Annotated in this window: 28 protein-coding genes and 1 tRNA gene; 20 read left to right on the forward strand and 9 right to left on the reverse strand. The window is 66.6% G+C overall.

Annotated features, from left to right (window positions below; all coding sequences use genetic code 11):
* The first annotated feature begins 287 nt into the window (after window positions 1–287).
* The 14 genes from KM176_RS16635 (at window position 288) to KM176_RS16700 (ending at window position 8527) form a co-directional block, all read left to right on the forward strand.
* Window positions 288–914, forward strand: a complete 627-nt coding sequence (locus KM176_RS16635; protein WP_160895203.1) for a hypothetical protein — start codon at window positions 288–290, stop codon at window positions 912–914.
* Between the two features lie 12 nt (window positions 915–926).
* On the forward strand, window positions 927–1193 hold the full coding sequence (locus KM176_RS16640) for a hypothetical protein (protein ID WP_160895202.1): 267 nt from the start codon (window positions 927–929) through the stop codon (window positions 1191–1193).
* Window positions 1190–2230 (forward strand): coiled-coil domain-containing protein, encoded by a 1041-nt coding sequence (locus KM176_RS16645; protein WP_160895201.1) that lies wholly within the window; start codon window positions 1190–1192, stop codon window positions 2228–2230. The genes KM176_RS16640 and KM176_RS16645 overlap by 4 nt, the downstream gene beginning before the upstream one ends.
* Window positions 2227–3195: a PD-(D/E)XK nuclease-like domain-containing protein gene (locus KM176_RS16650; protein ID WP_160895200.1), complete on the forward strand. Its 969-nt coding sequence runs from the start codon at window positions 2227–2229 to the stop codon at window positions 3193–3195. Before KM176_RS16645 ends, KM176_RS16650 begins: the two co-directional genes overlap by 4 nt.
* Before the next feature lie 466 nt (window positions 3196–3661).
* Window positions 3662–4675 (forward strand): ribosome modulation factor, encoded by a 1014-nt coding sequence (locus KM176_RS16655; RefSeq protein ID WP_160895199.1) that lies wholly within the window; start codon window positions 3662–3664, stop codon window positions 4673–4675.
* A complete protein-coding gene (locus tag KM176_RS16660; RefSeq protein WP_160895198.1) occupies window positions 4672–4995 on the forward strand; it encodes a hypothetical protein in 324 nt (107 codons plus the stop codon). The genes KM176_RS16655 and KM176_RS16660 overlap by 4 nt, the downstream gene beginning before the upstream one ends.
* Complete coding sequence (locus KM176_RS16665) at window positions 4992–5327, forward strand: hypothetical protein (RefSeq protein ID WP_160895197.1); 336 nt, start codon at window positions 4992–4994, stop codon at window positions 5325–5327. The genes KM176_RS16660 and KM176_RS16665 overlap by 4 nt, the downstream gene beginning before the upstream one ends.
* 5 nt (window positions 5328–5332) lie before the next feature.
* Window positions 5333–5569, forward strand: a complete 237-nt coding sequence (locus tag KM176_RS16670) for a hypothetical protein (RefSeq protein ID WP_160895196.1) — start codon at window positions 5333–5335, stop codon at window positions 5567–5569.
* The gene (locus KM176_RS16675; RefSeq protein WP_160895195.1) at window positions 5566–5964 is read left to right on the forward strand and encodes a nuclease domain-containing protein; all 399 of its coding nucleotides are present in this window, start codon (window positions 5566–5568) and stop codon (window positions 5962–5964) included. The genes KM176_RS16670 and KM176_RS16675 overlap by 4 nt, the downstream gene beginning before the upstream one ends.
* Window positions 5964–6152: a hypothetical protein gene (locus KM176_RS16680; protein ID WP_202397873.1), complete on the forward strand. Its 189-nt coding sequence runs from the start codon at window positions 5964–5966 to the stop codon at window positions 6150–6152. The genes KM176_RS16675 and KM176_RS16680 overlap by 1 nt, the downstream gene beginning before the upstream one ends.
* Window positions 6152–6292: a hypothetical protein gene (locus KM176_RS16685; protein ID WP_160895194.1), complete on the forward strand. Its 141-nt coding sequence runs from the start codon at window positions 6152–6154 to the stop codon at window positions 6290–6292. The genes KM176_RS16680 and KM176_RS16685 overlap by 1 nt, the downstream gene beginning before the upstream one ends.
* Window positions 6285–6947 carry a hypothetical protein gene (locus KM176_RS16690; protein WP_160895193.1) on the forward strand — a complete coding sequence of 221 codons (663 nt, stop codon included), beginning with the start codon at window positions 6285–6287 and terminating at the stop codon, window positions 6945–6947. Before KM176_RS16685 ends, KM176_RS16690 begins: the two co-directional genes overlap by 8 nt.
* A gap of 47 nt (window positions 6948–6994) precedes the next feature.
* The gene (locus KM176_RS16695; RefSeq protein WP_160895192.1) at window positions 6995–7255 is read left to right on the forward strand and encodes a hypothetical protein; all 261 of its coding nucleotides are present in this window, start codon (window positions 6995–6997) and stop codon (window positions 7253–7255) included.
* Between the two features lie 33 nt (window positions 7256–7288).
* A complete protein-coding gene (locus KM176_RS16700) occupies window positions 7289–8527 on the forward strand; it encodes a site-specific integrase (protein WP_160895191.1) in 1239 nt (412 codons plus the stop codon).
* Window positions 8528–8597: 70 nt separating this feature from the next.
* Here the strand turns inward: KM176_RS16700 and KM176_RS16705 are convergent.
* Window positions 8598–8673: transfer RNA gene (locus KM176_RS16705), tRNA-Thr, on the reverse strand.
* A gap of 56 nt (window positions 8674–8729) precedes the next feature.
* Window positions 8730–10403 carry an ABC transporter permease gene (locus KM176_RS16710; RefSeq protein WP_160895190.1) on the reverse strand — a complete coding sequence of 558 codons (1674 nt, stop codon included), beginning with the start codon at window positions 10401–10403 and terminating at the stop codon, window positions 8730–8732.
* A 79-nt stretch (window positions 10404–10482) separates the two neighbouring features.
* On the opposite strand from KM176_RS16710, the gene KM176_RS16715 reads away from it, so the two are divergent.
* The gene (locus KM176_RS16715; RefSeq protein ID WP_160895189.1) at window positions 10483–11370 is read left to right on the forward strand and encodes a hypothetical protein; all 888 of its coding nucleotides are present in this window, start codon (window positions 10483–10485) and stop codon (window positions 11368–11370) included.
* A gap of 96 nt (window positions 11371–11466) precedes the next feature.
* Here the strand turns inward: KM176_RS16715 and KM176_RS16720 are convergent, their stop codons facing one another.
* Window positions 11467–11733 (reverse strand): DUF2312 domain-containing protein, encoded by a 267-nt coding sequence (locus KM176_RS16720; protein ID WP_160895188.1) that lies wholly within the window; start codon window positions 11731–11733, stop codon window positions 11467–11469.
* Window positions 11734–11884: 151 nt separating this feature from the next.
* On the opposite strand from KM176_RS16720, the gene KM176_RS16725 reads away from it, so the two are divergent.
* Window positions 11885–12100: a hypothetical protein gene (locus KM176_RS16725; protein WP_160895187.1), complete on the forward strand. Its 216-nt coding sequence runs from the start codon at window positions 11885–11887 to the stop codon at window positions 12098–12100.
* Window positions 12101–12355: 255 nt separating this feature from the next.
* Here KM176_RS16725 and KM176_RS16730 read toward each other — a convergent pair whose 3' ends face one another.
* A complete protein-coding gene (locus KM176_RS16730) occupies window positions 12356–12580 on the reverse strand; it encodes a hypothetical protein (protein WP_160895186.1) in 225 nt (74 codons plus the stop codon).
* A 229-nt stretch (window positions 12581–12809) separates the two neighbouring features.
* Here KM176_RS16730 and KM176_RS16735 point away from each other — a divergent pair, with 229 nt between their 5' ends.
* Complete coding sequence (locus KM176_RS16735) at window positions 12810–13238, forward strand: TIGR01244 family sulfur transferase (RefSeq protein ID WP_160895185.1); 429 nt, start codon at window positions 12810–12812, stop codon at window positions 13236–13238.
* 153 nt (window positions 13239–13391) lie between these two features.
* Here KM176_RS16735 and KM176_RS16740 read toward each other — a convergent pair whose 3' ends face one another.
* The 5 genes from KM176_RS16740 to KM176_RS16760 form a co-directional block, all read right to left on the reverse strand.
* Window positions 13392–14501, reverse strand: a complete 1110-nt coding sequence (locus tag KM176_RS16740; protein ID WP_160895184.1) for a FliM/FliN family flagellar motor switch protein — start codon at window positions 14499–14501, stop codon at window positions 13392–13394.
* Window positions 14502–14652: 151 nt separating this feature from the next.
* Window positions 14653–17340, reverse strand: a complete 2688-nt coding sequence (locus KM176_RS16745) for an ATP-binding protein (protein WP_160895183.1) — start codon at window positions 17338–17340, stop codon at window positions 14653–14655.
* Window positions 17340–17666: a hypothetical protein gene (locus KM176_RS16750; protein WP_236045347.1), complete on the reverse strand. Its 327-nt coding sequence runs from the start codon at window positions 17664–17666 to the stop codon at window positions 17340–17342. The genes KM176_RS16745 and KM176_RS16750 overlap by 1 nt, the downstream gene beginning before the upstream one ends.
* The gene (locus KM176_RS16755; protein ID WP_160895182.1) at window positions 17663–18031 is read right to left on the reverse strand and encodes a response regulator transcription factor; all 369 of its coding nucleotides are present in this window, start codon (window positions 18029–18031) and stop codon (window positions 17663–17665) included. Before KM176_RS16755 ends, KM176_RS16750 begins: the two co-directional genes overlap by 4 nt.
* Window positions 18032–18145: 114 nt before the next feature.
* Window positions 18146–19471: a helix-turn-helix transcriptional regulator gene (locus tag KM176_RS16760; RefSeq protein ID WP_160895181.1), complete on the reverse strand. Its 1326-nt coding sequence runs from the start codon at window positions 19469–19471 to the stop codon at window positions 18146–18148.
* Window positions 19472–19706: 235 nt separating this feature from the next.
* On the opposite strand from KM176_RS16760, the gene KM176_RS16765 reads away from it, so the two are divergent.
* The 3 genes from KM176_RS16765 to KM176_RS16775 all read left to right on the forward strand — a co-directional run bounded on the left by KM176_RS16765 (window position 19707) and on the right by KM176_RS16775 (window position 23418).
* A complete protein-coding gene (locus KM176_RS16765; RefSeq protein ID WP_160895180.1) occupies window positions 19707–21047 on the forward strand; it encodes a substrate-binding protein in 1341 nt (446 codons plus the stop codon).
* A gap of 139 nt (window positions 21048–21186) precedes the next feature.
* Window positions 21187–22218: a branched-chain amino acid ABC transporter permease gene (locus KM176_RS16770; protein ID WP_160895179.1), complete on the forward strand. Its 1032-nt coding sequence runs from the start codon at window positions 21187–21189 to the stop codon at window positions 22216–22218.
* A gap of 3 nt (window positions 22219–22221) precedes the next feature.
* Window positions 22222–23418: a branched-chain amino acid ABC transporter permease gene (locus KM176_RS16775; protein WP_160895178.1), complete on the forward strand. Its 1197-nt coding sequence runs from the start codon at window positions 22222–22224 to the stop codon at window positions 23416–23418.

A 23418-nucleotide genomic window follows, 5' to 3' on the forward strand; every position in this document is an offset into this window, starting at 1 on the left:
CGAAACCGACCGCACAGACCCGGGCGCCCGCGGCAGACGCGATGGCGGGCGCCCTCCCTTTCCGTCGGGCGCTTTCCCGAGACCGTCGAGCACCGATCCCGCCAGCGCCAGAGAAGGCCCGCAGGGGCACGGCGCCAACCAAGGAGGACACCATGAAGTAAGCGCGATGCCCTGGCCGGAGGCGAAAGACCCGGCGCGCCAGAGTGGCGTTCGACTTTGGTTGGCCGGCAGTCGCGGCATAGGGCTGCCGGCATTCCCAAGACGAACCTGACGAGGAGAACTGACCAATGCCCGACAACAAGACCATCATCGACAGCGCAGACCTCATGGAAGTCGACGACGTCAACATCGACGAAGAGAGCTTCGCTGACCTGACCGCCACCAAACAGGCTGACCCCAGCACCATGGATTTCTACGTCCAGATGCGCGGCTACACCATGTCCGACTTCGAGACGATGGTTGTCCACGCGGCGGCTGCGCAGCTGATCTCCGGGCGCAATTTCCAGAGAGAGATCAAGGAAGAGGCCGCCGTCATCGCCACCAATAAGGTGACCGCCGAGCTGGAGAAGGCCACCAAGGACGTCATGTCCATCGTCGTCTCGAAGCGCGGCAAGGAGGATGTCACCCTGTCCCAGATGATCGGGATGGAGGCCAAGGACTATCTGACCCAGCTTGTTGATCCCTACAGCGGCGAGCCGAAGACTGATAACTGGGGCGCTCGCAACATCCCGCGCGTCCAATACCTCGCTGGCAAGTACCTCCGCGACCATTTCAAGGGCCAAATCGACGGCGCCCTCAAAGATCTGATCTCCGAGGTGCGAGCCGAGATCTCCAAGCAGATCGCCGCCGCCATTGCCGCCGAGCGCGAGAAGTTCGCTCAGGCCATCGGCTACGAAATCAAGAAAACGCGCTGAGGAGAAACCACCATGTCCCTTACGCTCACGAGCCACATGCATGACTGCAAGAGCATCGGCGAGGCCATCGCCAATGCGAACGCGCTGCTGGTCAAGACGCAGACCGAGCTTCAGCACACCCGCGAGGTGCTGGAGATGCTGCGGGAATACCAGCACCCGAAGCTGGTCATCCAGACGACCTACAAGCACTGGCTGACCGAAGAGAAGGCCCTGCAGCCCGTCAAACTGATCGACGCCCAGATCGCCCGCATCAACACTCTGCTGGGGGATCGGGCATGACCGAGACCAAGGAGCTGATCACCCTTCCTGACGCGAAGGATCTGCCGGCCCTCTTCACCCAGGAGGGCAAGATCGCCGCGCTGGTCACCCGGATCGAGGAGGAGGTGAAATCCCACGCGATCGACGTGACCACCCCGCAGGGCCGCAAGCACGCTACCAGCCTGGCCGCCAAGGTCTCCAGCTCGAAGGTGCTGATCGAGAACGCGGCCAAGGCCAAGACCGACGAATGGCGCCAGCAGACCGCCGCGGTGAACGAGGTGAAGAAGGACGCTGTGTCCCGCCTCGAAAAGCTGCGCGACGACACCACGGCGCCGGTGAAGGCCTGGGAAGAGGCCGAGGCCAGCCGGGTCCGCGAGATCCAGCAGCTGATGCTGACCTTCGACACCGACAAGCTGACCGCGCTGGCGTCCGCTGACGAGATCAAGGCGCTGATCGTGCGGATCGAGGATCTGGCCGTGACCGAGGAGGTCTTCCAGGAATTCTCCGAAGAGGCCGAGGCCCTGAAGGGCGAGGCGCTGAAGAAGTACCGGGCCGACCTGCAGGTGGCAGAGCAGCGCGAGGCGCAGGCCCGCGAGCTGGAGGAGCTGCGGGCCGAGAAGGCACGCCGCGACGCCGAGGAGGCCGAGCGCTTGGCCAAGGAACAGGCCGAGCAGGAGAAGGCCGACCGCGAAGCCCTCGAAAAGGAACAGGCCGCCGCGCGCGAGAAAGAGCAGCGCGAGGCGCAGGAGCGCGCCCAGAAGGAGGCAGAGGAGCGGGTCCAGCAGCAGCAGAAGGAGGCCGAAGAGCGCCACCAGCGCGAGCTGGAAGTGGCCCGCGCCCGCGAGGAGCAGGCCGCGCAGCGGGAGCGCGACCGCATCGCCCGCGAGGCCAAGGCAAAGGAGGAGGCCGAGGCCGCCGCCCTGGCAGACGCGGAGAACCGGAAGCGCATCAAGGGGCAGATCAAGGACGCCTTGTCCAAGGTCGAGCCGCGCACCGTCGATGCCATGGTCGATGCGATGATCGACGGCCAGATCCCGAATGTGAAGGTGACCCTGTGACCATCGAGTTCCGCACCCTTGAGCCGGACGAGCTGATCACGGAACCCGGCTTCTACCGGATCAGCCTCGACCGGCACCACAACCTGCCCTGCGACGGCCCGAGCGTGACCAGCGGCGTGCTGCGGCGCATGGCAAAGTTCGCGCCGTCCAAGGTCTGGGCAAGGCACCCGCTGAACCCGGATCGGTTCGCCGACCCGGACAGCAGCGCCCTGCGCCTCGGCCGCGCCATGGCGGCCCTGGTCGAAGGCGGCGCGGAGGAGCTGCAGAAGCACTTCCAGGTGCTGCCCGACGACAAGCCCGCGCGCCCCACGAAAGCGCAGCTGCGCGCCCTGGCTCAGGGCCGGGAAACGCCGGCCGCGAAGAAGTCGATCGCCTTCTGGTCCAGCATCACCCGAGACGGCCGCGATATCCTCAGCGAGAGCGAATTCGAGCTGCTGGTGGGCATGGGCGCCGCGCTGGCGGCGGACCCGGCCGCAGCCTACGCCCTGGGCGGCGAGCCCGAGATCACCATGGCGTGGCAGGACGAGCGCACGGGCATCTGGTGCCTGTCCCGCCCGGACAACCTGCGCGAGGACGGGCTGCTGTCCGACTACAAGAAGGTCAACACGCAGGGCCGCCCCTTCACCGGCGCCCTGGTCGACGACCTGATCGAGAAGCACGGCTACCACATGCAGCTGGGCTTCGCGGACGAGGGCTGGGAGATCCTGACCGGCAACAAGCCGTCGCAGATCGGCCTGGTCGTCCAGGAGGATGACGCACCCTACGACGTGATCCTGCGCGAGATCGAGGCCGAGGCAATCTCCATCGGCCGGTTCGAAAACCGCCAGGCCCTCAACCGCTTTTCCGAATGCCTCAACGCAGGCCGCTGGCCCGGCGCCGGCGAGCATGTCGGGGCCTACCGAATGAGCGAGTCATACCGGGAACGGATCCTCGCAGAAATGCAGACCGCCGGGGTGGCACCGTGAAGAAGGATATTTTCAACGCGTCCGTATGGAAAAGGGCAGGACATAGAGACCGTAGGGATTACATGCTGCGGCACCTTCCGGTCGAGGAGAGCGGAGACTGCCTGAACTGGCGCGGCAGGTTTACTCATAACACCCCGTGCCTTTACGACGGCAGATCCGAGGCATCAGCCAGGAGACGGATCTGGGAAGCATCCTATGGGATCATTCCGCTCAATCTGTTCGTGGGCACTATCTGCGGCAATGACCTGTGTGTCGAACCGCCTCACCTATGCCTTCGTCCAGTCGCTCAAGATCAAGCGAAGACCGCCAAAAGGGACGGCAGCAACCGGTGCTTTGCGCACAAGCTTACCCTTCAGCAGCGCAGGACGGTTTTCGGTCTGATCAGATCTGGCGTGAACCAGAGCGACATCGCCGCGCAGTTCGGCATCTCCCAAGCCACCGTATCCCGCATCGGAAAGGAAAAACCATGAACGACCTCGTCACCTTCAAGCGCAACCTGGGCGACCTGATCGCGAAGAACGAGCTGGCCCTGCCCTCGAACGTGACCAGCGATGCCTTCCGCAACGCGGCCGTCATCGCGGCGCAGGACAACCCGAAGATCCTGACCTGCGACCAGGCGTCCGTCTTCAAGTCGATCCGCACGCTGGCCGCCGCCGGCCTGGTGCCTGATGGCCGCGAGGCCGCCCTGGTGCCCTTCCGCACCAAGGATGGCGAAAAGTGCCAGGCCATGCCCATGGTCTTCGGGCTGATCAAGATGGTCCGGCGCTCTGGCACCGTGAAGGACATCCGGGCCCATATCGTCTACCAGCGCGAGGTCGATGATGGCCGGTTCACCTATGTCGTGGGCGACGACGAGCGCCTTGAGCACAACCCCATCCTCTTCGGCGACAGGGGCCCGGCTGTCGGCACCTATGCGATCGCCACGCTGACCGACGGCAGCAAGGTGCGCGAGTTCATGGCGGCCGAAGACGTGGATAAGGTCCGCCGCGCCGGCTCTTCCCAGAAGGTCTACGAGAAGGGAAAGCGCCCGACCGTGTCCGAGCAACCGCTCGGCATCTGGAAGGACTGGTCCGAGGAGATGTGGAAGAAGACGGTGATCCGCCGCCTCTGCAAGCGCCTCGACATGTCCAGCGAGGACATGCGCCGCGTCATGGTCGACGAGGACAGCATCCGCCAGATCCGCGACATCACGCCTTCGGACGAGCCCAAGACCGGCTTTGCCGCCAAGGCCGCAGCCGCGCGCCAGCAGGCCGAAGAGCAGGATCAGCAGCAGGACGACGAGGGCGACACCATCGAGGGCCAGGTCGCGGGCGACGATAGCGCGCCTGAGCCCGACCCCAACGCGCTCGAATTCGCCGAGGGCCGGACTGCGGCCGAGGGCGGCGAGGGCATGGATGCCTGCCCCTACGAGGACGGCCAGCAGCGCATGGACTGGACGGCGGGCTGGTTCGAGGCCCAGAGCAAGGAGGAAGAGGCATGATCGAGTTTCGCGAAGGCGTGGAGATCGGGGGCGGCCCCTCGTCGCAGAAGATGGAGAGCATCTTCTATGCCGCTATCCAGGCGACGGTGCTGATGACGAACCAGCACCCCATGAGCGCCGCCGCCGGCCTGATCAAGATCGGCCTGACGATCATCGAGACCGCGGACAAGCAGGCAACCGACGACTTCGTCGCCTCTCTGCAGCGCCCCATGCCTATTCAGGGGGCGGAAGAGCTGGAGCAGTACATCGAGCACCAGAAGGCAATCATGCGGCGTCTGGTAAGCTCCTACGAGAAGCAGATCGCGGGGGGCCAGGCATGATGACCTCCCTTCACCCCGAGGATGCCGCCAAGCAATGGCGCTGCCCTCTCGCCAAGACCTTCGGCGCGGCCAAGGTCACGGGATTCTGCGCCGGCGATGCCTGCGCCGTCTGGCGCTGGATGCCCATGTCGGCGAATGACCCGCGCTTTGTCTCGGCAGTCCAGCGCGAGATCGCCTCGCTCCAGGAAGCCAACCCGAAGGCAACTAAGGTCGCCCTCCACAAGCAGGCCGTGGCGCGCGTCATGGCCGACCCCAACGCCTTCACCTTTCCGAACGAGACCGACCGCGGCTACTGCGGCCTCGGCGGGCCGATCGAGGCCATGAAGAAATGAGGAAGGTGCGCAGGAGAACCAGGAAGGAATGGGCCGACGAAGAGATCCTGCAGGTCCTGCACCTGCGCGATCACGACAAGCTGCCCATGCGCGACATCGCCACCAGCTTTGGCGTCTCCCGGGCGTCGATCATCGGCATGACCAATCGCATCTCGATCGAGCTGGAGCGCACGGATCCCGACGGAAACCAGAACGGCACCATGCCGCCCAAGTGGTGGCAGAACAGGATGGCGCACACATGATGACCGAGTTCCGCCCCCACATGCTGCCCAAGGTGCGCTCGAAGCGCATCATGGCGGCACCGAACCTGATCCTGCAGCGCACCGGCATCATGATGCCCTGCACGCTGCGGATCGCCAGCTTCCTGGGCGAGCGCTGCTCTGACCCGGACACGAACGTCATGGCGCACCTGCGCGGCCCCGGAAAGGGCGTGTCAACGAAGGTCTCGGATCTGTCGGCCGTGTGCGCCTGCCACCGATGCCATCAGCTGCTGGACCAGCCCAGCCCGCGCGAACGAAAGGCGCTGGAGCTGTACCCGGCGGCAGTGTCCGACCGGATGCTGCAGGCGATCTTCGAGACGCAGGCGATCCTCGCGGCACACGAGATCATCACCATCCCCGATGCGGAGCTGATCTGATGGCTGTGATTGACCTCGAAATGCAGATCCATGCGCAAACCCTGCGGTCTGTCCTCGTCAGCGATGACGGCGAGGAGGCCAACGCCGTCTGGCTGCCGCTGTCCCAGATCGAGCTGGTCCGCCGGCGCGGCGGCATCGCGATCGTCACCCTGCCGGAATGGCTGGCGATCGAGAAAGGCCTGGTCTGATGCGAGATGACCAAGACAACCCGATCACCGATGACGAAGAGACCGAGGACAGCGTGCTGGCTGGCATCGTCGTCATGATGACCTTCGTCGTAGCCGCGCTGCTGTGCGCGGTGGCAGAGCTGGGAGGCTGGCATGGCTGAGAAACCGATTCCTTTCATCGGCCCGATGGTTCGCGCAATCCTCGAAGGCAGGAAGACGCAGACGCGCCGGGTCCTTGATGCGTGGTGCGATGAAGCGCCGGCGTTCATCTTTCGTGATGGCATCTATGCCTACGACGAGAACGATGCGGCCTATCATCTGCCGAAGACCCACAGCGTCGGTGACCTCCTGTGGGTCCGCGAGGCATGGAAGGCCTGCTCACAGATGGATGCCATCCCGCCGCGTGACATGTCTCCATACGAGCCCATCCGCTATGAGGCTGACGGCTTCATCCGTGAGCTTTCTTGCATGATGATCAAGCCTGGGCGCTTCCGGCCACCGATGTTTATGCCCCGGTGGGCCAGCCGCCTGACCCTGCGCGTCACCGATGTGCGCGTGCAACGGCTGCATGATATCAGCCAGGCTGACGCGGTGGCCGAGGGTGTGGAGCGAGTTTCTGTTGGGATTGAAACCCATTGGCGTGACTACTCTGGTGATAGCCAGTTTGTCGGAGGTCCACGTTCGTCCTTCTGTACCCTCTGGGACAGCTTGAACGCCAAGCGCGGCTATGGTTGGGACGCGAACCCCTGGGTTGCCGCCTACAGCTTCGAGGTGATCCGCTGCAACATCGACAGATTGGAGCCGGTAAGCACCTGAAAAGGTGCCTCATTAAAGGTCCAGAAAATTAACATGAGGGGGTCCAAATGACTGACCACACGATGACCCGGGATGCTGCCTGTGGCAGCGCCCGATGGGCGGCGGGCTTCATGGGAATGAGCATCCGCACCTTCTACAGCAAGCGCCCGACCCTTGAAGCCAAGGGCTTCCCGCGCCCGGACCCCGTCCTGAACCTCTACATCAAGGCCGACGTGAAGGCCTGGCTGGAGAAACGCCGCCGCATCCAGGATTCGGATAAGGTGGTCGACGGCATCGAGAGACCGAGCATCAATCTCGACGCCCTCTGATCCGCATGGTGCTCTAAGACGAAAGTGAACCTCATGGCTTACAAGGAAGCCCTCTGGGATGGGTCCGACCCGTCCTATGCCCCAGGCGCGGTAAGGTCCCGCGACCTATGGTACTGGAAGCCCAGCACGAAATTCCGCCAGCTGGGCTACCCCAAGACCTCTGTGCGGCTGACCGGCGCGCATGGCGATGGTCAGGATCTGGTCCGGGCCCGGGAATGCCGCGAGCTGACCCGCGAGATGCTGGCCCATTTCGGAGCAGGCATCGAGCAGCACGAGGTCGGCACCTGGGGCTGGCTGATCCACCGCTTCACGACCGACCGGCACAGCCCGATCCACGGCGTCAAGGCGAACACGCGCAGCAACTATGTCTGGATCCTCGATCGCTGGACCAAGGCCATCGGCTCCGTGCAGATCGCGAGCACGGATTACACGACGATCTGCGACCTGCGCGACGGCATGAAGGCGAAGGGGCGCGATGCCGCCTACATCCACCGCATGTTCGAGCGCCTGCGCGCTGTCGCCAAATACGGCAAGCTGCTGAAGCACGCGCCGGCGCGCGAGGTTTCGGACATTCTGCGCGACATGCGCTTCCAGTCGCCGCCGCGCCGTTCGGTGACGCCCACGCGAGACCAGATCCGCGCCATCGTCGACGAGGCGGACGCCCGCGGCATGTTCGGGTTCTCGACCGGGCTGCTGATCCAATGGGTTTTCTGCCTGCGCGCCGTCGATGTGCGGGGCCAATGGCTGGACTGTGATCCGAACGAGGGCGGCATCGTCCGCGAGCTTTCGCGCAACCGGAGCCAGATCGGGCTGCCGCAGAAATTCGAGCGCTGGCAGGACGGCCTGACCTGGGACATGCTGGATGACGGCCTGACCTATTTCGAGAAGGTCATCTCCAAAACCTCGAAGTCGATGCCCGACCCGATCCGGTTCGAGCTGACTGATGCGCCCGAGATCCGCGCGCGCCTGTCGATCCTCGCGCAGCGCGGCCGCATCGGCCCGGTGATCACCAGCGAGCGCACGGGCCTGCCCTACAACACCCACAGCTGGAGCCAGGCCTACCGCCGGATCCGCAATGACCTGGGGCTGCCGGGTGACCTGACGATCATGGACACGCGCGCCGGCGCGCTGACCGAGGCGAAGAACCTGGGCGTTGACCCCTACATCCTGCGGGATGCGGGCCAGCACCTGAACGTGACGACGACCGACCGCTATGCGCGTGGCCGGAACGATTCCATCGCCAAGGTCGTCAAGCTCCGCAGCGGGGCCTGAGACCACCGACACAACGGCGACACAACGCGCCCTGATGGCACAACGAAATTCACGCTAAGTTATTGATTTTTGGTGCCCCCACACGGACTCGAACCGCGGACCCACTGATTACAAATCAGTTGCTCTACCAGCTGAGCTATAGGGGCACTCGATCTGCCGTTTACGCGGCTTGCGTGGGCCGATCAAGCCCAAAGCGGCGGGCTCAGCGGTGGGTCCGGGCCAGCCAGCCCACCGCGCACAGACCCACCGCGATCACCAGCAGCGCGGCCGGGGCCGCCTCGCCCAGCTGTTCAAGGCTGGCCTTCTCATGCACCCGCGTCGCCAGCGTGTCGTAATTGAAGGGCCGCAGCAGCAGCGTCGCCGGCAACTCCTTCACGCCATCGACGAAGACCAGCAGCAGCGCCGACACCAGAGAGCCCCTGATCAGCGGGAAATGCACCTCTCGCAGCACCTGCCCCCGATTGCGCCCGAGCGAGCGCGCCGCCATCGGCAGGGAGGGCCGGATCCGCCCCATGGCACTGTCGGTGGCCCCCTGGGCAATGGCGAAAAAGCGCACGGAGTAGGCCAGCACCAGGGCAAAGCCGGTCCCCGTCAGCAAGAGCCCCGGATCGATGCCGGTCAGCGCGAACAGCCCGTCGGCCAGCCGGTGATCCAGCGCCGCCAGCGGCACCAGAATGCCGACCGCCAGCACCGCCCCCGGGGCGGCATAGCCGATGGTCGTCACCGGCATCAGCAGCCGCGGCAGCCGCGCCCCCGACAGCCGCACGCCGTAGACCAGGAACAGCGCCGCCGCCACCGTCACCACCGCCGCCAATCCGCAGACCGTCAGGGTGTGCACCAGCGCGCGCAGCAGCCCGGGATCGGCCCAGCCCCCCTGCCGGCCCAGGGCATGGGACAGGATCACCGCACCGGGCAGCACGAAGCCCAGGGCGAAGGGCAGCGTGCAGGCCAGGCAGGCCAGCCCCCCGCGCCAGCCGCTCAGCCGCCGCTTCAGCACCGGGCGATGCCGGTTCGACAGCGCGTAGTAACGCAGCCGCCGGCGCGAGGTCTTCTCAAGCAGCACCAGCGCCACCACCAGCCCCAGGATCACGCAGGCGATCTGCGCCGCGCCACCGGCATTGTAGCTTTGCAGCCAGACCGAGAAGATGCCCGTGGTCAGCGTCTGCACCGCGAAATAGCTGACCGTGCCATAGTCATTCACCGTCTCCATCATCACGATCGCCACCCCTGCGGCAATGGCCGGGCGCGCCATCGGCAGGCCCACCCTCACGAAACGCCGCCAGGGCCCCAGCCCCAGCGACATCGCCACTTCCTCTCCGCCGCCGGACTGTTCGCGGAAGGCGGCGCGGGCCAGCAGGTAGACATAGGGATAAAGCGCCGCCGACAGCACCAGGATCGCCGCCCCGCGCGATCGGATCTCGGGGAAGGCATAGTCCCGCGCAGAGCTCCAACCGAAGAGATGGCGCAGCCCGGTCTGCACCGGGCCGGCATATTCCAGGAAGTCGACCAGCGCATAGGCCCCGATATAGGCCGGGATCGCCAGCGGCAGCAGCAGCAGGTATTCCAGCGCCCGCGCGCCCGGGAAGCGGTAGCGCGTCACCAGCCAGGCACAGCCGCTGCCCGCAACCCCGGTGATCGTCCCGACCGCCGCCATCAGCAGCAGCGAATTGCCCAGGTAGCGCGGCAGCGTGGTCGAGACCAGATGCGGCCAGATGTTGCGCTCGGGGTGCAGGGCGGTCCAGATCACCGCCGCGATCGGCGCCAGCACCACCAGCGCGATCAGCACCGCCCCCATCGACCAGGGCCCGCCGCCGCGCAGCCGCAGCCGTGCGCGCCAGCGGCCCGTTGTCGCAACCGTGCCGTCCTGTGCCTGCATGTCCCCTCCGTCTTCTGAAACCGCTTGGTCTGCCGGGTTCCCAATGTATACCGGAGGTTGAGAGGAAGGAGAACGGCCCATGCAGATCGCCATCCATGCCGGGGTCCATGCCACGGACGAGGACCGCCTGGTCCGGGGCCTGCTGAAGAACCGCGAAGCCCTGGCCGGCGCCGGGATCTGCGTGCCCGGCCCCTCCCGCTACCGCCGCGCCCTGCGCGACGTGCTGCATGAGCTGACCCGCGCCGCGCCGCCCGAGGGCGCCAGGGAGGCGCTGCTGGCGCAGATCGCCGAGGGCCCCGCCCCCGATCAGCGGCCCGAACGGCTGGTACTCTCGCACGAGAACCTCTTCTGCGTGCCGAAGCTGACGCTGCAGGACGCCCAGCTTTACCGCCAGGCCGAAAGCCGGCTGGCCGATCTGAGCGCGCTGTTTCCCGATGACCAGATCGAGCTGTTCCTGGGTCTGCGCAATCCCGCCTCCTGGATCCCGGAACTGTTCCGGCTGATCCCGGAAGAGGATTTCACCACCTTCCTCGGCGCCGTCGAGGTGCGGGAGCTGTTCTGGTCCGACCTGGTGCGCCGGCTGCGCGGAGCCGCCCCCGAGGTCCGCCTCACGGTCTGGTGCAACGAGGACACGCCGCTGATCTGGGGAGAGATCCTGCGCCGCATGACCGGTCTGCCCTCCGAGGCGCCGGTGGCCGGCGGCTGGGACATCCTGCGCGAGATCATGGCCCCCGAAGGGCTGACCCGGTTCCGCCAGTTCCTCGACACCCATCCCGGCATCGACGAGGCGCAGCGCCGCCGCGCCGCCGAGACGATCCTGGCCACCTATGCCATGCCCGAGGTGCTGACGCAGTCGATCGCCCTGCCCGGCTGGACACCGGAGCTGGTGGCAGAGCTGACGCAGCGCTACGAAGGGGATCTTGAGAATGTCGCCGCCATCGGCGGGGTGCACCTGATCCGGCCCTGAGGCCGCCCGGGGTGCGGGCCGGGATTCGGAAATGGATCGGTCTATGGATCGTTCTCCGGGCCGGACCGGGACACGGATGCCCCGGCCCGGAAGGCCTCAGCTCATGCCGAGCGCTTCCATGTACATTTCCAGCACCGCCTCTTCCTCGGCGATGTCGTTCTTGTCACGCTTGCGCAGCGCGATGATCTTGCGCATGACCTTGGTGTCGTAGCCACGGCCCTTGGCCTCGGCCATCACTTCCTTCTGCTGGTCGGCGATGTCCTTCTTTTCGGCCTCGAGCCGCTCGAAGCGTTCGACGAACTGGCGCAGTTCCCCCGCAGAGACGCGGTAGTTCGCCTCGGCCTGGCTTTCCTGTTCTTCCATCGGGATCCCTCTCGTGCTTTTTCCGCCCTGGGCGGCAGGCCCTTTTGCTAGCCGCGCGGGCCTTCTGCCGCAAGAGGGGCCGGGCCGCTTGCATCACCGCGCCGGCTGCTTTACGCGCGATGCCGGAACAACCGGCGGCGGAGGGCACGCGATGGAATGGCTGATCTGGATCGGGACCGCGATCTCGGCATGCGGGCTGGCGGGCCTTGTCTGGTCGATCGTCCGCGTCGCCCGCGCGAAACGCGCGCAGCTGGAGGATGCCGAGCTGCGCATCGCCATCCAGAAGGCGATGCCGCTGAACATGGGCGGCCTGTTCATGTCGGTGATCGGGCTGATGATGGTGATCCTCGGCATTTCGCTGAGCTGATCGCCCCGCCCCCGGGCGCGACATTCTGACACAACCGCACAGAGCATCCCTTGGCGCGAAAACGCGCCAAGGGTGAGTCTTCCAGCCGGTCCGGACAGCGGCCCCGACCCGAATCACGAAATGTTACAGCGCAGCATTTTCCTGCGGCACTGCGGCAAAAGTCATTGGTATAACTACAAAAAACCCGCCGAAGAAAATCTCCGGCGGGGTCGCGATGGGTCACGCTGGCGCCCCGTTGCGGGGCGGCTCGCACTGTCAGATCGGCATATTGTCGAACCGGGATTCGATCGCCTCGTTGGTCAGGTCCTCTTGCAGGCGCCGCAGATTGGGCGGCACGTTCAGGCCTTTCCTGGAAAAATCTCCAACAAGTTCATGGAGTTTCGTAAGGTGCTGATGCCGATTGCCCGGGCGGGTCCCCGCAATCAGGTCCGAGACATCGGCCAGTTTCCGGTGCAGTTCATTTGGGGTCGCTGTATTCATGACTCTCTCCTCCGGAAGCCGCGAAGAAACCCTGGGCAGCGGAATGGCTGTCTGGTGCCCCTTCGCAATTTCATGCTGAAACCGGGCGCGTCTCCCATCGCGTTCCGGCTCCGTTTGACTATAACCAAAGTCGTAGATTGCGCCAAAGGAAATGACACCGGCCCCGCCCCCGGGCAGAGAGGTGCCGCTTCCCCGGCCCGCTGTCGCACCGGCATTTAGGAGTTCCCGCATGAACCTTCGTCAGATCACCCCGACCTACACCGTCTCTCCGCAGATCGAGCCCTCGGACCTGCCCGCGATCCGCGCGGCGGGCTTCGTGCGCGTCATCTGCAACCGCCCCGATGCAGAGAACCCGCCCTCGCACCAGGCCGCCGCCATGGCCGAGGCCGCCGAGGCCGCAGGGATCGATTTCGTGGTGCTGCCGCTGACCCATGACACCATGACCCCCGAGAACGTCGCCCTCCAGATGGACCTGGCCGAAAACGCCGGCGGCCCGGTGCTGGCCTATTGCGCCTCCGGCACGCGCTGTTCGGTGATCTGGTCCCTGGGCCAGGCGAGCCAGGGCACGGCCACGGCGGACGAGATCCTCGAAGCCACCGCCCGGGCCGGCTACGACCTGTCGGGCCTGCGCCCGCGCCTGATGCAGATCCTCGGCTGACGCCAGGGTCCGGCGGCGTTTCGCGGTCGCGACGGTCGCAAAAGCACAAAGGCGCGGTCCTGCCGCGCCTTCTTGCCGCCTCCGCCCCCGGATGCACCGGCGCAGGGCGCAGCCTTCCCGGGGTAACGGGTCTTCGCCGCAGGGGCAGTCCCCTTACTCGAGATCGGGCAGATCGCCGAGCGGCGCCAGGGACATGGCCGGGAAATCGTCGCCCTCGCCGCCCAGCTCGGGCAGGTCCGACAGGTCCGGCAGGTCGTCGAAGGCCATCGGCGCCATCGCCGGGGGCTCTTCCATCTCCATCTCCGGTTCCGGGTCCGGCTCCGGGTCGAAGGCGGGCGACATCGGCAGGTCCGGCAGGCCGGACTCCGCCTCGGAACTGTCGGAGGCGGACCAGTCCGCCCCGGAGAATCCCTCCCCGGGCCCGTCATCCCCGCCCGAAAGCAGGCTGCGCGCCTCCGCCAGTCCCGCCATGGTCAGCCGCACGGCGCGGAAACCGTTCATCTGCCCCAGTTTGACATGACCGATGCAATGCGGACGCCCTTCCTCGCCCAGCGTTTCCAGCCGGGTTTCGCCCAGGGCGGCGCGCGGCACCGGGATCAGGTCGCCGACCTTCAGCCGGCTCATGTCGCGCAGCGGCATCCGGGTGCGGTGCAGCACCGCCGAGATCGCCGCCGGCGCTGTCATCACCGCTTCGCCCAGGGTGCGCCCCTGATCCTCGCCCTCGTCATGGCCCAGAATGTCGCGCGGGCGCGGACGCTCGGGGAAGGCCATGCGGATGAAGCCGCTGCGGACACCGCCGAATTCGACCTCCAGCCGGAAGACGGTGAATTCCGCCGCATCCAGCGCCAGCCCCATCAGGCGCAGGTTCTCGATTCGCGAGCCGTAGTGGAAACCGGTCAGCCACCAGCTTTCACGGTCCCCCTCCAGCATCATCGAGACGCGCAGGAAGATATCGTCCAGGAAGGGCGCCATCAGCGCGGCATCGGTGGAGGTGGGCTTGCGGGCGTCGGGTTCGGAATGGCTGACGTAGCCCATGGTGTTCTGCTCGACCAGCGCCGAGGTCGCGGCCAGGTCCATCGCCACCACGCCCACGCACCGCTCCGGACCATCGGTCAGGATCAGCAGCATGTCGTCCGAGAAATGCTCTTTCAGACGGTCCGCCGGGACCACGTCCACCGCGGAGTCACGCACCACCAGTGCCAGCTCCAGCAGCTCATCGGCGCTTTTCGCCAGCGACAGGCGCAGCGCCTTGGCAGGCGACATAGCCCGCGCGAGGTGGACCTCACGTGCAGCGGACGCCTTTCTGCGCAGGACTGCATTGGACTTGCTGCTGGACATTCTACTCCGCCACCGCCACTCGCGGACAATCCCCTTCATCTAGGGGGGCGAAGGTTACCATTCGATTGAAGATCGCCTAGCGCGCCGCTTTTGCGCTGCGCCGCGGCACCGAGACCCGGAACGCCGCCCCGCCCTGGCCCGGAAGATAGGCGATGCTGCCACCCAGCCGCGCCAGGATCTCTCGGCAGATGGCCAGGCCCAGCCCCGCGCCGCCGGCCTTCTGCTCGCCCACCCGGGCGAATTTCTCAAAGATCACGGCCTGCTGGTCGCGCGGCACACCGCTGCCGTTGTCGATGAAGTCGATCCGCCAGGCCGCCCCCTCGGCCGAGACGGCGATGCGCAGCTCGGGCCGGGGGGCGTCGCAATACTTGCGGGCATTGGCGATCAGGTTGATGAAGACCTGGGTCAGCCGGTCGGCATCGGTCTCGACCAGGGCGCCCTCGGCGATGCGGTCGCGGTGGATGACCATCTCGGCCCCGTCCGAGCGGGTGGCGTCGATGGCGCGCTCCAGCACCTCCGACAGGCGCACCGGCGCCAGCGCCAGCTGCACCTGACCGTTCTCCAGCACCGAGAGATCCAGCAGGTCGTCCAGCAGCCGGGTCAGCCGCAGCGCCTCGTCATGGATGATCCCGCCATAGCGCGCCTTCTGCGCCGCCGTCATCTCGGGCGTGTCGCGCAAGATCTCCGAGAAGGCCCGGATCGACGTCATCGGCGTGCGCAGCTCGTGGCTGATCTGGCTCAGGAAAGCGTCCTTCTGATGCGAGATCTGGGTCAGCGTCTCGTTCGCCTGGCGCAGCTGGCGGGCGGTGCGCACCAGCTCGGCCGACTTGGCCTCAAGCTGGCTGGAATATTCCATGATCTGCGCGGTTTCATCCGCCACCGCCAGCAGGTCTTCGACCGAGACGGCTGCGCGCCCGACGATCTGGCTGACCATGGCATGGGCCGTCGCGGCGCCCACCGATCCGGACAATTCACGCTCCAGCCGCAGCAGGAAATCGGCAGAGGGCTCGGGCAGCACGCCCTTGACGCCCTGCCGCCCGGCCTCGTCCTGAAACAGCGCCTGCGCCTCGCGCGCGCCCAGCAGGCGCTGCGCCATGATCAGCAGGTCCTCGCTTTGCGCGGTGCCGCCCGACCAGCTGCGCGGGGTGCCGGAGTGCTGGAAGACATTGACGAACTGGGCGCCCTGAAGCCGCTCCATCGGGCTGGGGAAGGACAGAAGGGAGCCCAGCGTGAAGACCAGCGCATTGAGCAGGATCGACCACAGCACACCGTGCACCAGCGGATCGAGGCCCGAGATCCCGAACAGCGCCTGGGGCCGCAGCCAGCCAAACCCCAGCGGCCCCTCGGCCAGCACTGCCTGCGACAGCACCACACCGTCGCCGAAAGAGGGCAGGAAGAGGCACCACAGCCAGACCGCAAAGCCCGTGGCCAGCCCCGCCAGCGCCCCCACCCGGGTGGCGCCGCGCCAGAAGATGCCGCCCAGCATCGGCACCAGGAACTGCGCCACGCCGGAAAAGCTGATCAGGCCGATGGCCGCCAGCGCCGTGCCCCCGCCCGACAGGCGGTAGTACAGGTAGCCCAGGAACAGCACACCGATGATCGACACCCGCCGGGCGCTGATCACCACATGGCGCACATCCCCCGACACCATGGCCCCCTGCCCCGGCTGCATCTTCAGCCAGATCGGCATGACGATGTGATTGGACACCATGGTCGACAGCGCGATCGCCGCCACGATCACCATCGAGGTGGCCGAGGAGAAGCCGCCGATGAAGCTGAACACCGCAAGGCCGCTCTGCCCTTCCGACAAAGGCAGCGTCAGCACGAACATGTCGGGGTTGGAGCCCTCGGGCAGCAGGGTCAGCCCGGCCACCGCAATCGGCATGACGAACAGGCTCATGGCGATCATGTAGGCCGGAAAGGCCCAGGAGGCGGTGCGCAGGTGGCGCTCGTCCTCGTTTTCCACCACCAGGACCTGGAACATCCGCGGCAGGCACAGCAGTGCTGCCGCCGACAGGAAGATCAGCCCCGACCAGCGGCCATTGTCCATCTGCCACTGGCCAAGCGCGGCATGGGCGTCGATCCGCGCCAGCGTCTCCTCCAGCCCGCCGCCGATGCCCCAGACGGTAAAGATCCCCACCGCCAGCAGCGCGCAAAGCTTGACCACCGCCTCCACCGCGATGGCGATGACGACGCCGTGGTGACGTTCGTTGGCATCAAGGTTGCGGGTGCCGAACAGCACCGTGAAGGCCGCCAGCCCCGCCGCCACCCAGAGCGCGAGGGATTGCGTATCGGCGACCGCGCCGGGCCCCTCGGGGGCGGCGAAGATCGCAAAGCTCTGGGTCACCGATTGCAGTTGCAGCGCGATATAGGGCGTGGTGCCCACCACCGCGATCAGCGTCACCGCCACCGCCAGCAGGTTCGATTTCCCGAACCGGGACGAAATCAGGTCGGCAACGGAGGTGACCCGCTGGCTGCGTCCGATCCGCAGGATCTTCCTGAGGCCGACGACCCAGCCGATCATCACCAGAGAGGGGCCGATGTAGATCGTCAGGTATTCCAGCCCCGAGCGCGCCGCATAGCCCACGGCGCCGTAGAACGTCCAGGCCGTGCAGTAGACCGAGAGCGACAGCGTGTAGACCATCGGCGCTTTCAGCCAGCCGCTGCGGCCCTGCCGCCCGGCGCGCTCTGCCGCGAAGGCGATCAGGAACAGGAAGGCCCCGTAGCAGATGCAGACCGCCGTCAGGACATTGAGAGAGACCATCAGCCCGCCTTTTCATCCGACCGCAGCGGCCGCCGGTTCGGCGCGTCTGCCGGCAGATCGCCGACGCCCGCGTCATAGGCCTCCAGCGCCTCGTCGGGCAGCCGCCGCACCAGCAGCGCCGAGGCCAGCGCCAGCCCCGCCCAGATCCCGAAGATGTAGAGGATCGCGCGCGAGGCCGGCACCCCTTGTTCGGGGCCCTGCGGCCAAAGCATCGGCACCCCCAGCAGCAGCACCCCCAGGAGCGGCAGCAGGCGGGCGGCATCGATCAGGCGCCGCCGCCGGTAGCTGCGGCGTTCCAGGAAGACCGGGCCGCGCGGCGGCCTCATGCGCCGATCAGCGCATTCACCGCCTCCAGCACCTCGGCATTGGAAAACGGCTTGGTCATGAAATGGCTTGCCCCGGCCTCGCTCGCCAGGCGGCGTTCGCGGGCCTGGCCGCGGGCCGTCAGGATCAGCACCGGCAGGGCGCCGGTGGCGGCATCCGCGCGCAGATCGCGCAGGATGTCATAGCCCGAACGCCCGGGCAGCATCACGTCCAGGATCACCAGATCGGGCTTGCGCGCCTGCACCGCCTCGACCGCATCGACACCGTTGGCATGGGTTGCCACGCGCCAGCCGTCGCGCGACAGGATGAAGCCGATGGCTTCGCTGATGTTCGGCTCGTCCTCGATGACAAGCACGGATTTGCCCATTCGGTCCTCCCCTCCCTCCTGGCCAAGTCACACCGTTGTTACCAGCCCCGAGGCCGGTCGGGGAAGTCCCATATGCGGATCACGCGACATTTGCCGCAGATCAGGGAATGCCGGTCAGGGGACCTCGGCCAGGATCGAGGGATCGCGGCGGCCCCGGCACGCGGGCTTGGGGCAGATCCGGCAGGTGATGCCGATGCGCGGCAAGGTGGCGGCGGCCTCGATCCCGGGGGCGGGCTGGAACAGCATGTGCGCCTCGAACATCGGTTCGCGGTTGGGCACCGGGGGACCGAAGGGCTGGGCGATGGCATGGATGCGGAACACCCGGTCGCTGCGCCCCGCCAGCCGCACCACCGAGGCCAGCGGCATCATCGGGCGGCTCAGCGCCTGGAACAGCGGCCAGAGCGGACAGGCGGCACCGAAACGCGGCAGGGCGAACCGCTCCAGCGGCTTGCGGAAGGTCAGCGTGCCAGAGGCGTCGCAGGCCACCAGCCCCGGCACCGGCTGGCCGACTTCTTCCCAGGCGGCTCGCGGCAGCGCCGCAAGGCGCCGCATCATCCGCGCCGGGTCCAGCCCGAAGCGCACCGCCAGCGCCCCGGGATCCAGCGGCCCCTTCGGCAGCGCCGCCGCCAGCCGGTCGGCGGGCAGCAGCGCGGCATCCCCGGCATAGCGTTCCAGCAGCCGCCGGGCCAGGCGCCGGGCAGTATCGGTGCCAAGGCGGGTTTCGCCTTCCAGCAGCGCATCGACGCTGCCGCCGGCTTCCAGCGCCGGGAAATGATGCTCATGGGCGGCCAGCCAGGCCTCCACCTCGTCCTCCGGCGTGGCAAGGTCGGCGGCCTGGGCCTCCTCGTCCTCAAGCTCGGCCACCAGGCGGCGGGCGCCCTCGGCCAGGCGGGCGCTGTCCTCGGCGATATTGCGGTGGAAGCGGTCGCGCCATTCGGGCTCCAGCGCGGTCTCGGCCACCAGGATCCCGGCGGCGGCATGGATGGCGGTCACGGTCGAAAGCACCTCGTGCAGCGAGGCCGCAAGATGGGGATCATGGCTCATCCGGTCGCTCAGCGCCTCGACGCTGCGCTCCAGCGCCGCCAGCCTGCGCCCCTGCGCCGAAACCACCCCAGCCCAGCCCGGGAAGCGCCCCGAGAATTCCTCGATCCGCTCCAGCTCGGCACCGGCCTGGGGCACCGAGGCGGCGGCCTGACGCAACCCGGCCAGCAGCGCGGCCTCTGCCCCCTCGCTCAGCGCCGAGGGTTCCACCCCCAGCGCCGCGGCGAGCGAGAGCAGAAGCTTGCCGCCGATTCTCCTGCGGTTGTGCTCGATCAGGTTGAGATAGGAGGCCGAGATCCCCGCCGCCCGCGCCAGATCTGCCTGCTTCATCCCCAGATGCAGCCGCCGTTCCCGGATCCGGCTGCCCGTCAGGTCGAACCCGCGTCCCTCCCGTGGCATGGCTTTTCCCTGTCCTTTCAATCCGTTTCTGCGACCGCGAATGAAGGAATTTACGACTTCCCCAAGGTCATGGTGATTTTGTTTACAAAAAAACCCTTCATTTCAAGTGTCTTGTTGCGTGATTTTCCATTTCCCTGCGATGATGTCTTTGCATCGCGGATCATGTGGGGACATGGACCGCCTGCACGCGGCCCGGGCGGAGGAGGTCCGGTCGCACAATCCAGGGAGGAAATCTATGTCGAAGCTTCTGACACGTCGGGGCCTTCTGAAGACCGGGGCCATCGGCTCGGCCGGTCTGGCGATGCCCACCATCTTTACCAGCGCGGCCCATGCCTTCACCAATGCCCCCACCGGCGGCTCGGTGACGCTGGGCTTCAACGTGCCGCAATCGGGCCCCTATGCCGACGAGGGCGCGGATGAGCTGCGCGCCTTCCAGCTGGCGGTCGAGCACCTGAATGGCGACGGCGACGGCGGAATGCTGCAGACCTTCAGCTCCAAGGTACTGGAGGGCAACGGCATCCTGGGCAAGAAGGTCGAATACGTGACCGGCGACACCCAGACGAAATCCGATGCCGCCCGCGCCTCGGCCAAGTCGATGATCGAGAAGGACGGGGCGATCATGATCTCGGGCGGCTCGTCCTCGGGCGTGGCCGTCGCGGTGCAGGGCCTCTGCCAGGAGGCCGGCGTGATCTTCATGTCGGGGCTGACCCATTCCAACGACACCACCGGCAAGGACAAGAAGGCCAACGGTTTCCGCCACTTCTTCAACGCCTACATGTCGGGCGCCGCGCTGGCGCCGGTGCTGGCCAAGAACTACGGCACCGACCGCAAGGCCTATCACCTGACTGCCGACTACACCTGGGGCTGGACCCAGGAAGAAAGCATCAAGGCCGCCACCGAGGCGCTTGGCTGGACCACCGTCAACACGGTGCGCACGCCACTGGCCGCGACGGATTTCAGCTCCTACATCACGCCGATCCTGCAAACCGATGCGGATGTGCTGATCCTGAACCACTACGGCGGGAACATGGTGAACTCGCTGACCCAGGCGGTGCAGTTCGGCCTGCGCGACAAGGTCGTCAACGGCAAGCAGTTCGAGATCGTCGTGCCGCTCTATTCCCGCCTGATGGCCCGCGGCGCGGGCGAGAACGTGAAGGGCATCTACGGTTCCACCAACTGGCACTGGTCGCTCCAGGACGAGGGCACCAAGGCCTTCGTGAAGAGCTTCGGCACTAAGTACGGCTTCCCGCCCAGCCAGGCGGCCCATACCTGCTACGTGCAGACGCTGCTTTATGCCGATGCGGTGGCGCGGGCCAAGTCCTTCAACCCCTGCGACGTCGGCGCGGCGCTGGAAGGCTACGAATTCGACGGGCTGGGCAACGGCAAGACCCTGTACCGGGCGGCGGACCACCAGTGCTTCAAGGACGTGCTGGTCGTGCGCGGCAAGGAGAACCCGCAGTCCGAATTCGACCTGCTGGAAGTGGTCGAGGTGACGCCGGTCGACCAGGTCACCTATGCGCCCGACCACCCGATGTTCGCGGGCGGCTCCCTCGGCGCCTGCAATCCCGGGGCGTAACTCCTGATCCGCGCGGGCCTTCGGGGCCGCGCGCCTTCGCCCTGCGGGCCGTGCCATGGCGCGGCCCTTCACCCGGGCCGTGGGTCCCTTCCTCCGGAGGGCCCCGCCCGGGTCCCTTCGCAAAAACCGAGGTAGGGACATGGACGCCATCATCCTGCAAATCCTGAACGGGCTCGACAAGGGCTCTGCCTATGCGCTGATCGCGCTCGGCCTGACACTGATCTTCGGCACGCTGGGCGTCGTGAACTTTGCCCACGGGGCGCTGTTCATGATCGGCGCCTTCTGTGCCGTCACCCTGAACAAGATCCTCAACCTCTCGTTCGAGACGCTCGATCCCACCCGCACCGACTTCCTGGGCAATCCCCTGAAGGTGAAGACCCCCTATGTCGAAAGCTGGTTCGGCCCCGATGTCGGCGCCGCGATCATCGACTGGTCGGTGCCGCTGGCGATCCTGTTCTCGATCCCGGTGATGATCGCCATCGGCTTCATCATGGAACGCGGGCTGATCAAGCATTTCTACCGCCGCCCCCATGCCGACCAGATCCTGGTGACCTTCGGCCTGGCCATCGTGCTGCAGGAGCTGATCAAGCATTACTTCGGCGCCAACCAGATCGCCACCCCGGCCCCCGACGCCTTCCGCGGCAGCTTCGATTTCGGCGCCATGCTGGGGCTGGATCCGAACGTCATCATCTATCCCTACTGGCGGCTGGTCTATTTCGCCTTCGCCGCCGTGATCATCGGCGGGGTCTTCGCCTTCCTGCAATTCACCACCTTCGGCATGGTGGTGCGCGCCGGCATGGCGGACCGGGAAACCGTGGGCCTGCTGGGCATCAACATCGACCGCCGCTTCACCATCATGTTCGGCATCGCCGCCGCCGTCGCCGGCATGGCGGGGGTCATGTATGCCCCGATCAATTCACCCAACTACCACATGGGCATGGACTTCCTGGTCCTCAGCTTCGTCGTGGTGGTGGTTGGCGGCATGGGCTCTCTTCCGGGCGCGGTGCTGGCGGGCTTCCTGCTGGGTGTGCTGGAAAGCTTCGCCTCGATGAACGCCATCAAGAGCCTCATCCCCGGCATCGACCAGATCATCATCTACGTCGCCGCCATCATCATTCTGCTTATGCGTCCGCGGGGCCTGATGGGCCGCAAGGGCGTGATGGAGGACTAATCCATGCTGGGTCTCGGAAAGAAAGACTTCATCCTGCTGGGGATCGTCGCGGCGCTGGTGCTCCTGGCCCCGTTCATCCTGAACCCCTTCCCGGCGGACAGCGCCCTGGCGCAGTTCAACGCGGGCTATCCCGACCTGATGCAGCGCTTCATGATCTTCGGGATCTTCGCGGTGGGCTTCAACATCCTGTTCGGGCTGACCGGCTACCTGTCCTTCGGCCATGCGGCCTTCCTGGGGGTCGGCAGCTATTCGGCAGTGTGGATGTTCAAGCTGCTGTCGATGAACGTGATCCCGGCGATCATCCTGTCGGTCGTCGTCGCGGGCCTCTTCGCGCTGCTGATCGGCTTCATCTCCCTGCGCCGCTCGGGCATCTACTTCTCGATCCTGACGCTGGCCTTCGCCCAGATGAGCTTCAACCTCGCCTATTCCGTCCTCACCCCGCTCACCAACGGGGAAACCGGGCTGCAACTGACGCTTGAGGATCCGCGCATCCTCGGCGTCTCGCAGACGGCGGCGGGCGGCATCCCGGTCACCAACCTCTTCGGGATGGAAATGCGCGAGACGACGACCCTGACGCTGGGCGGCTGGGCCTTCCAGTTCAACAACGGCTACTACCTGTGCGGCGCACTGCTGCTGCTGGCCTTCTACATCTCCATCCGCATCTTCCGCTCGCCCTTCGGGCTGATGCTGCGGGCGGTGAAGTCGAACCAGACGCGGCTGAACTACACCGGGCTGAACACCAAGCCCTACACCCTTGCGGCCTTCGTGATCTCAGGGATGTATGCGGGTCTTGCGGGGGGTCTGCTGGCCTCCATGGATCCGCTGGCAGGCGCCGAGCGGATGCAGTGGACGGCTTCGGGCGAGGTCGTGCTGATGACCATCCTGGGCGGTGCGGGCACGCTGATCGGCCCGGTGCTGGGCGCGGGCTTCATCAAGTACTTCGAGAACATCTTCTCGAAGATCAACGACAACGTCCTGCATTCCTGGTTCCACATCCTGCCCGACAGCATCGAAAACGCGGTGATCTGGGTGGTCGAGCATTTCGTCGGCTCCGGCTGGCACCTGACGCTGGGCCTGCTGTTCATGCTGGTCGTGACCTTCCTGCCCGGCGGTCTGGTGCAGGGCGGACAGAAGATCGGGCGGCTGTTCCGCCGCCGCGACGCGGCCGCCAAGGCCACCCAGTCCACCCCGGCCGAGTAA

Origin of the sequence: Pseudooceanicola endophyticus, from assembly GCF_018760365.1 — a bacterium.
GTDB classification, from domain to species: Bacteria; Pseudomonadota; Alphaproteobacteria; order Rhodobacterales; family Rhodobacteraceae; genus Pseudooceanicola; species Pseudooceanicola endophyticus.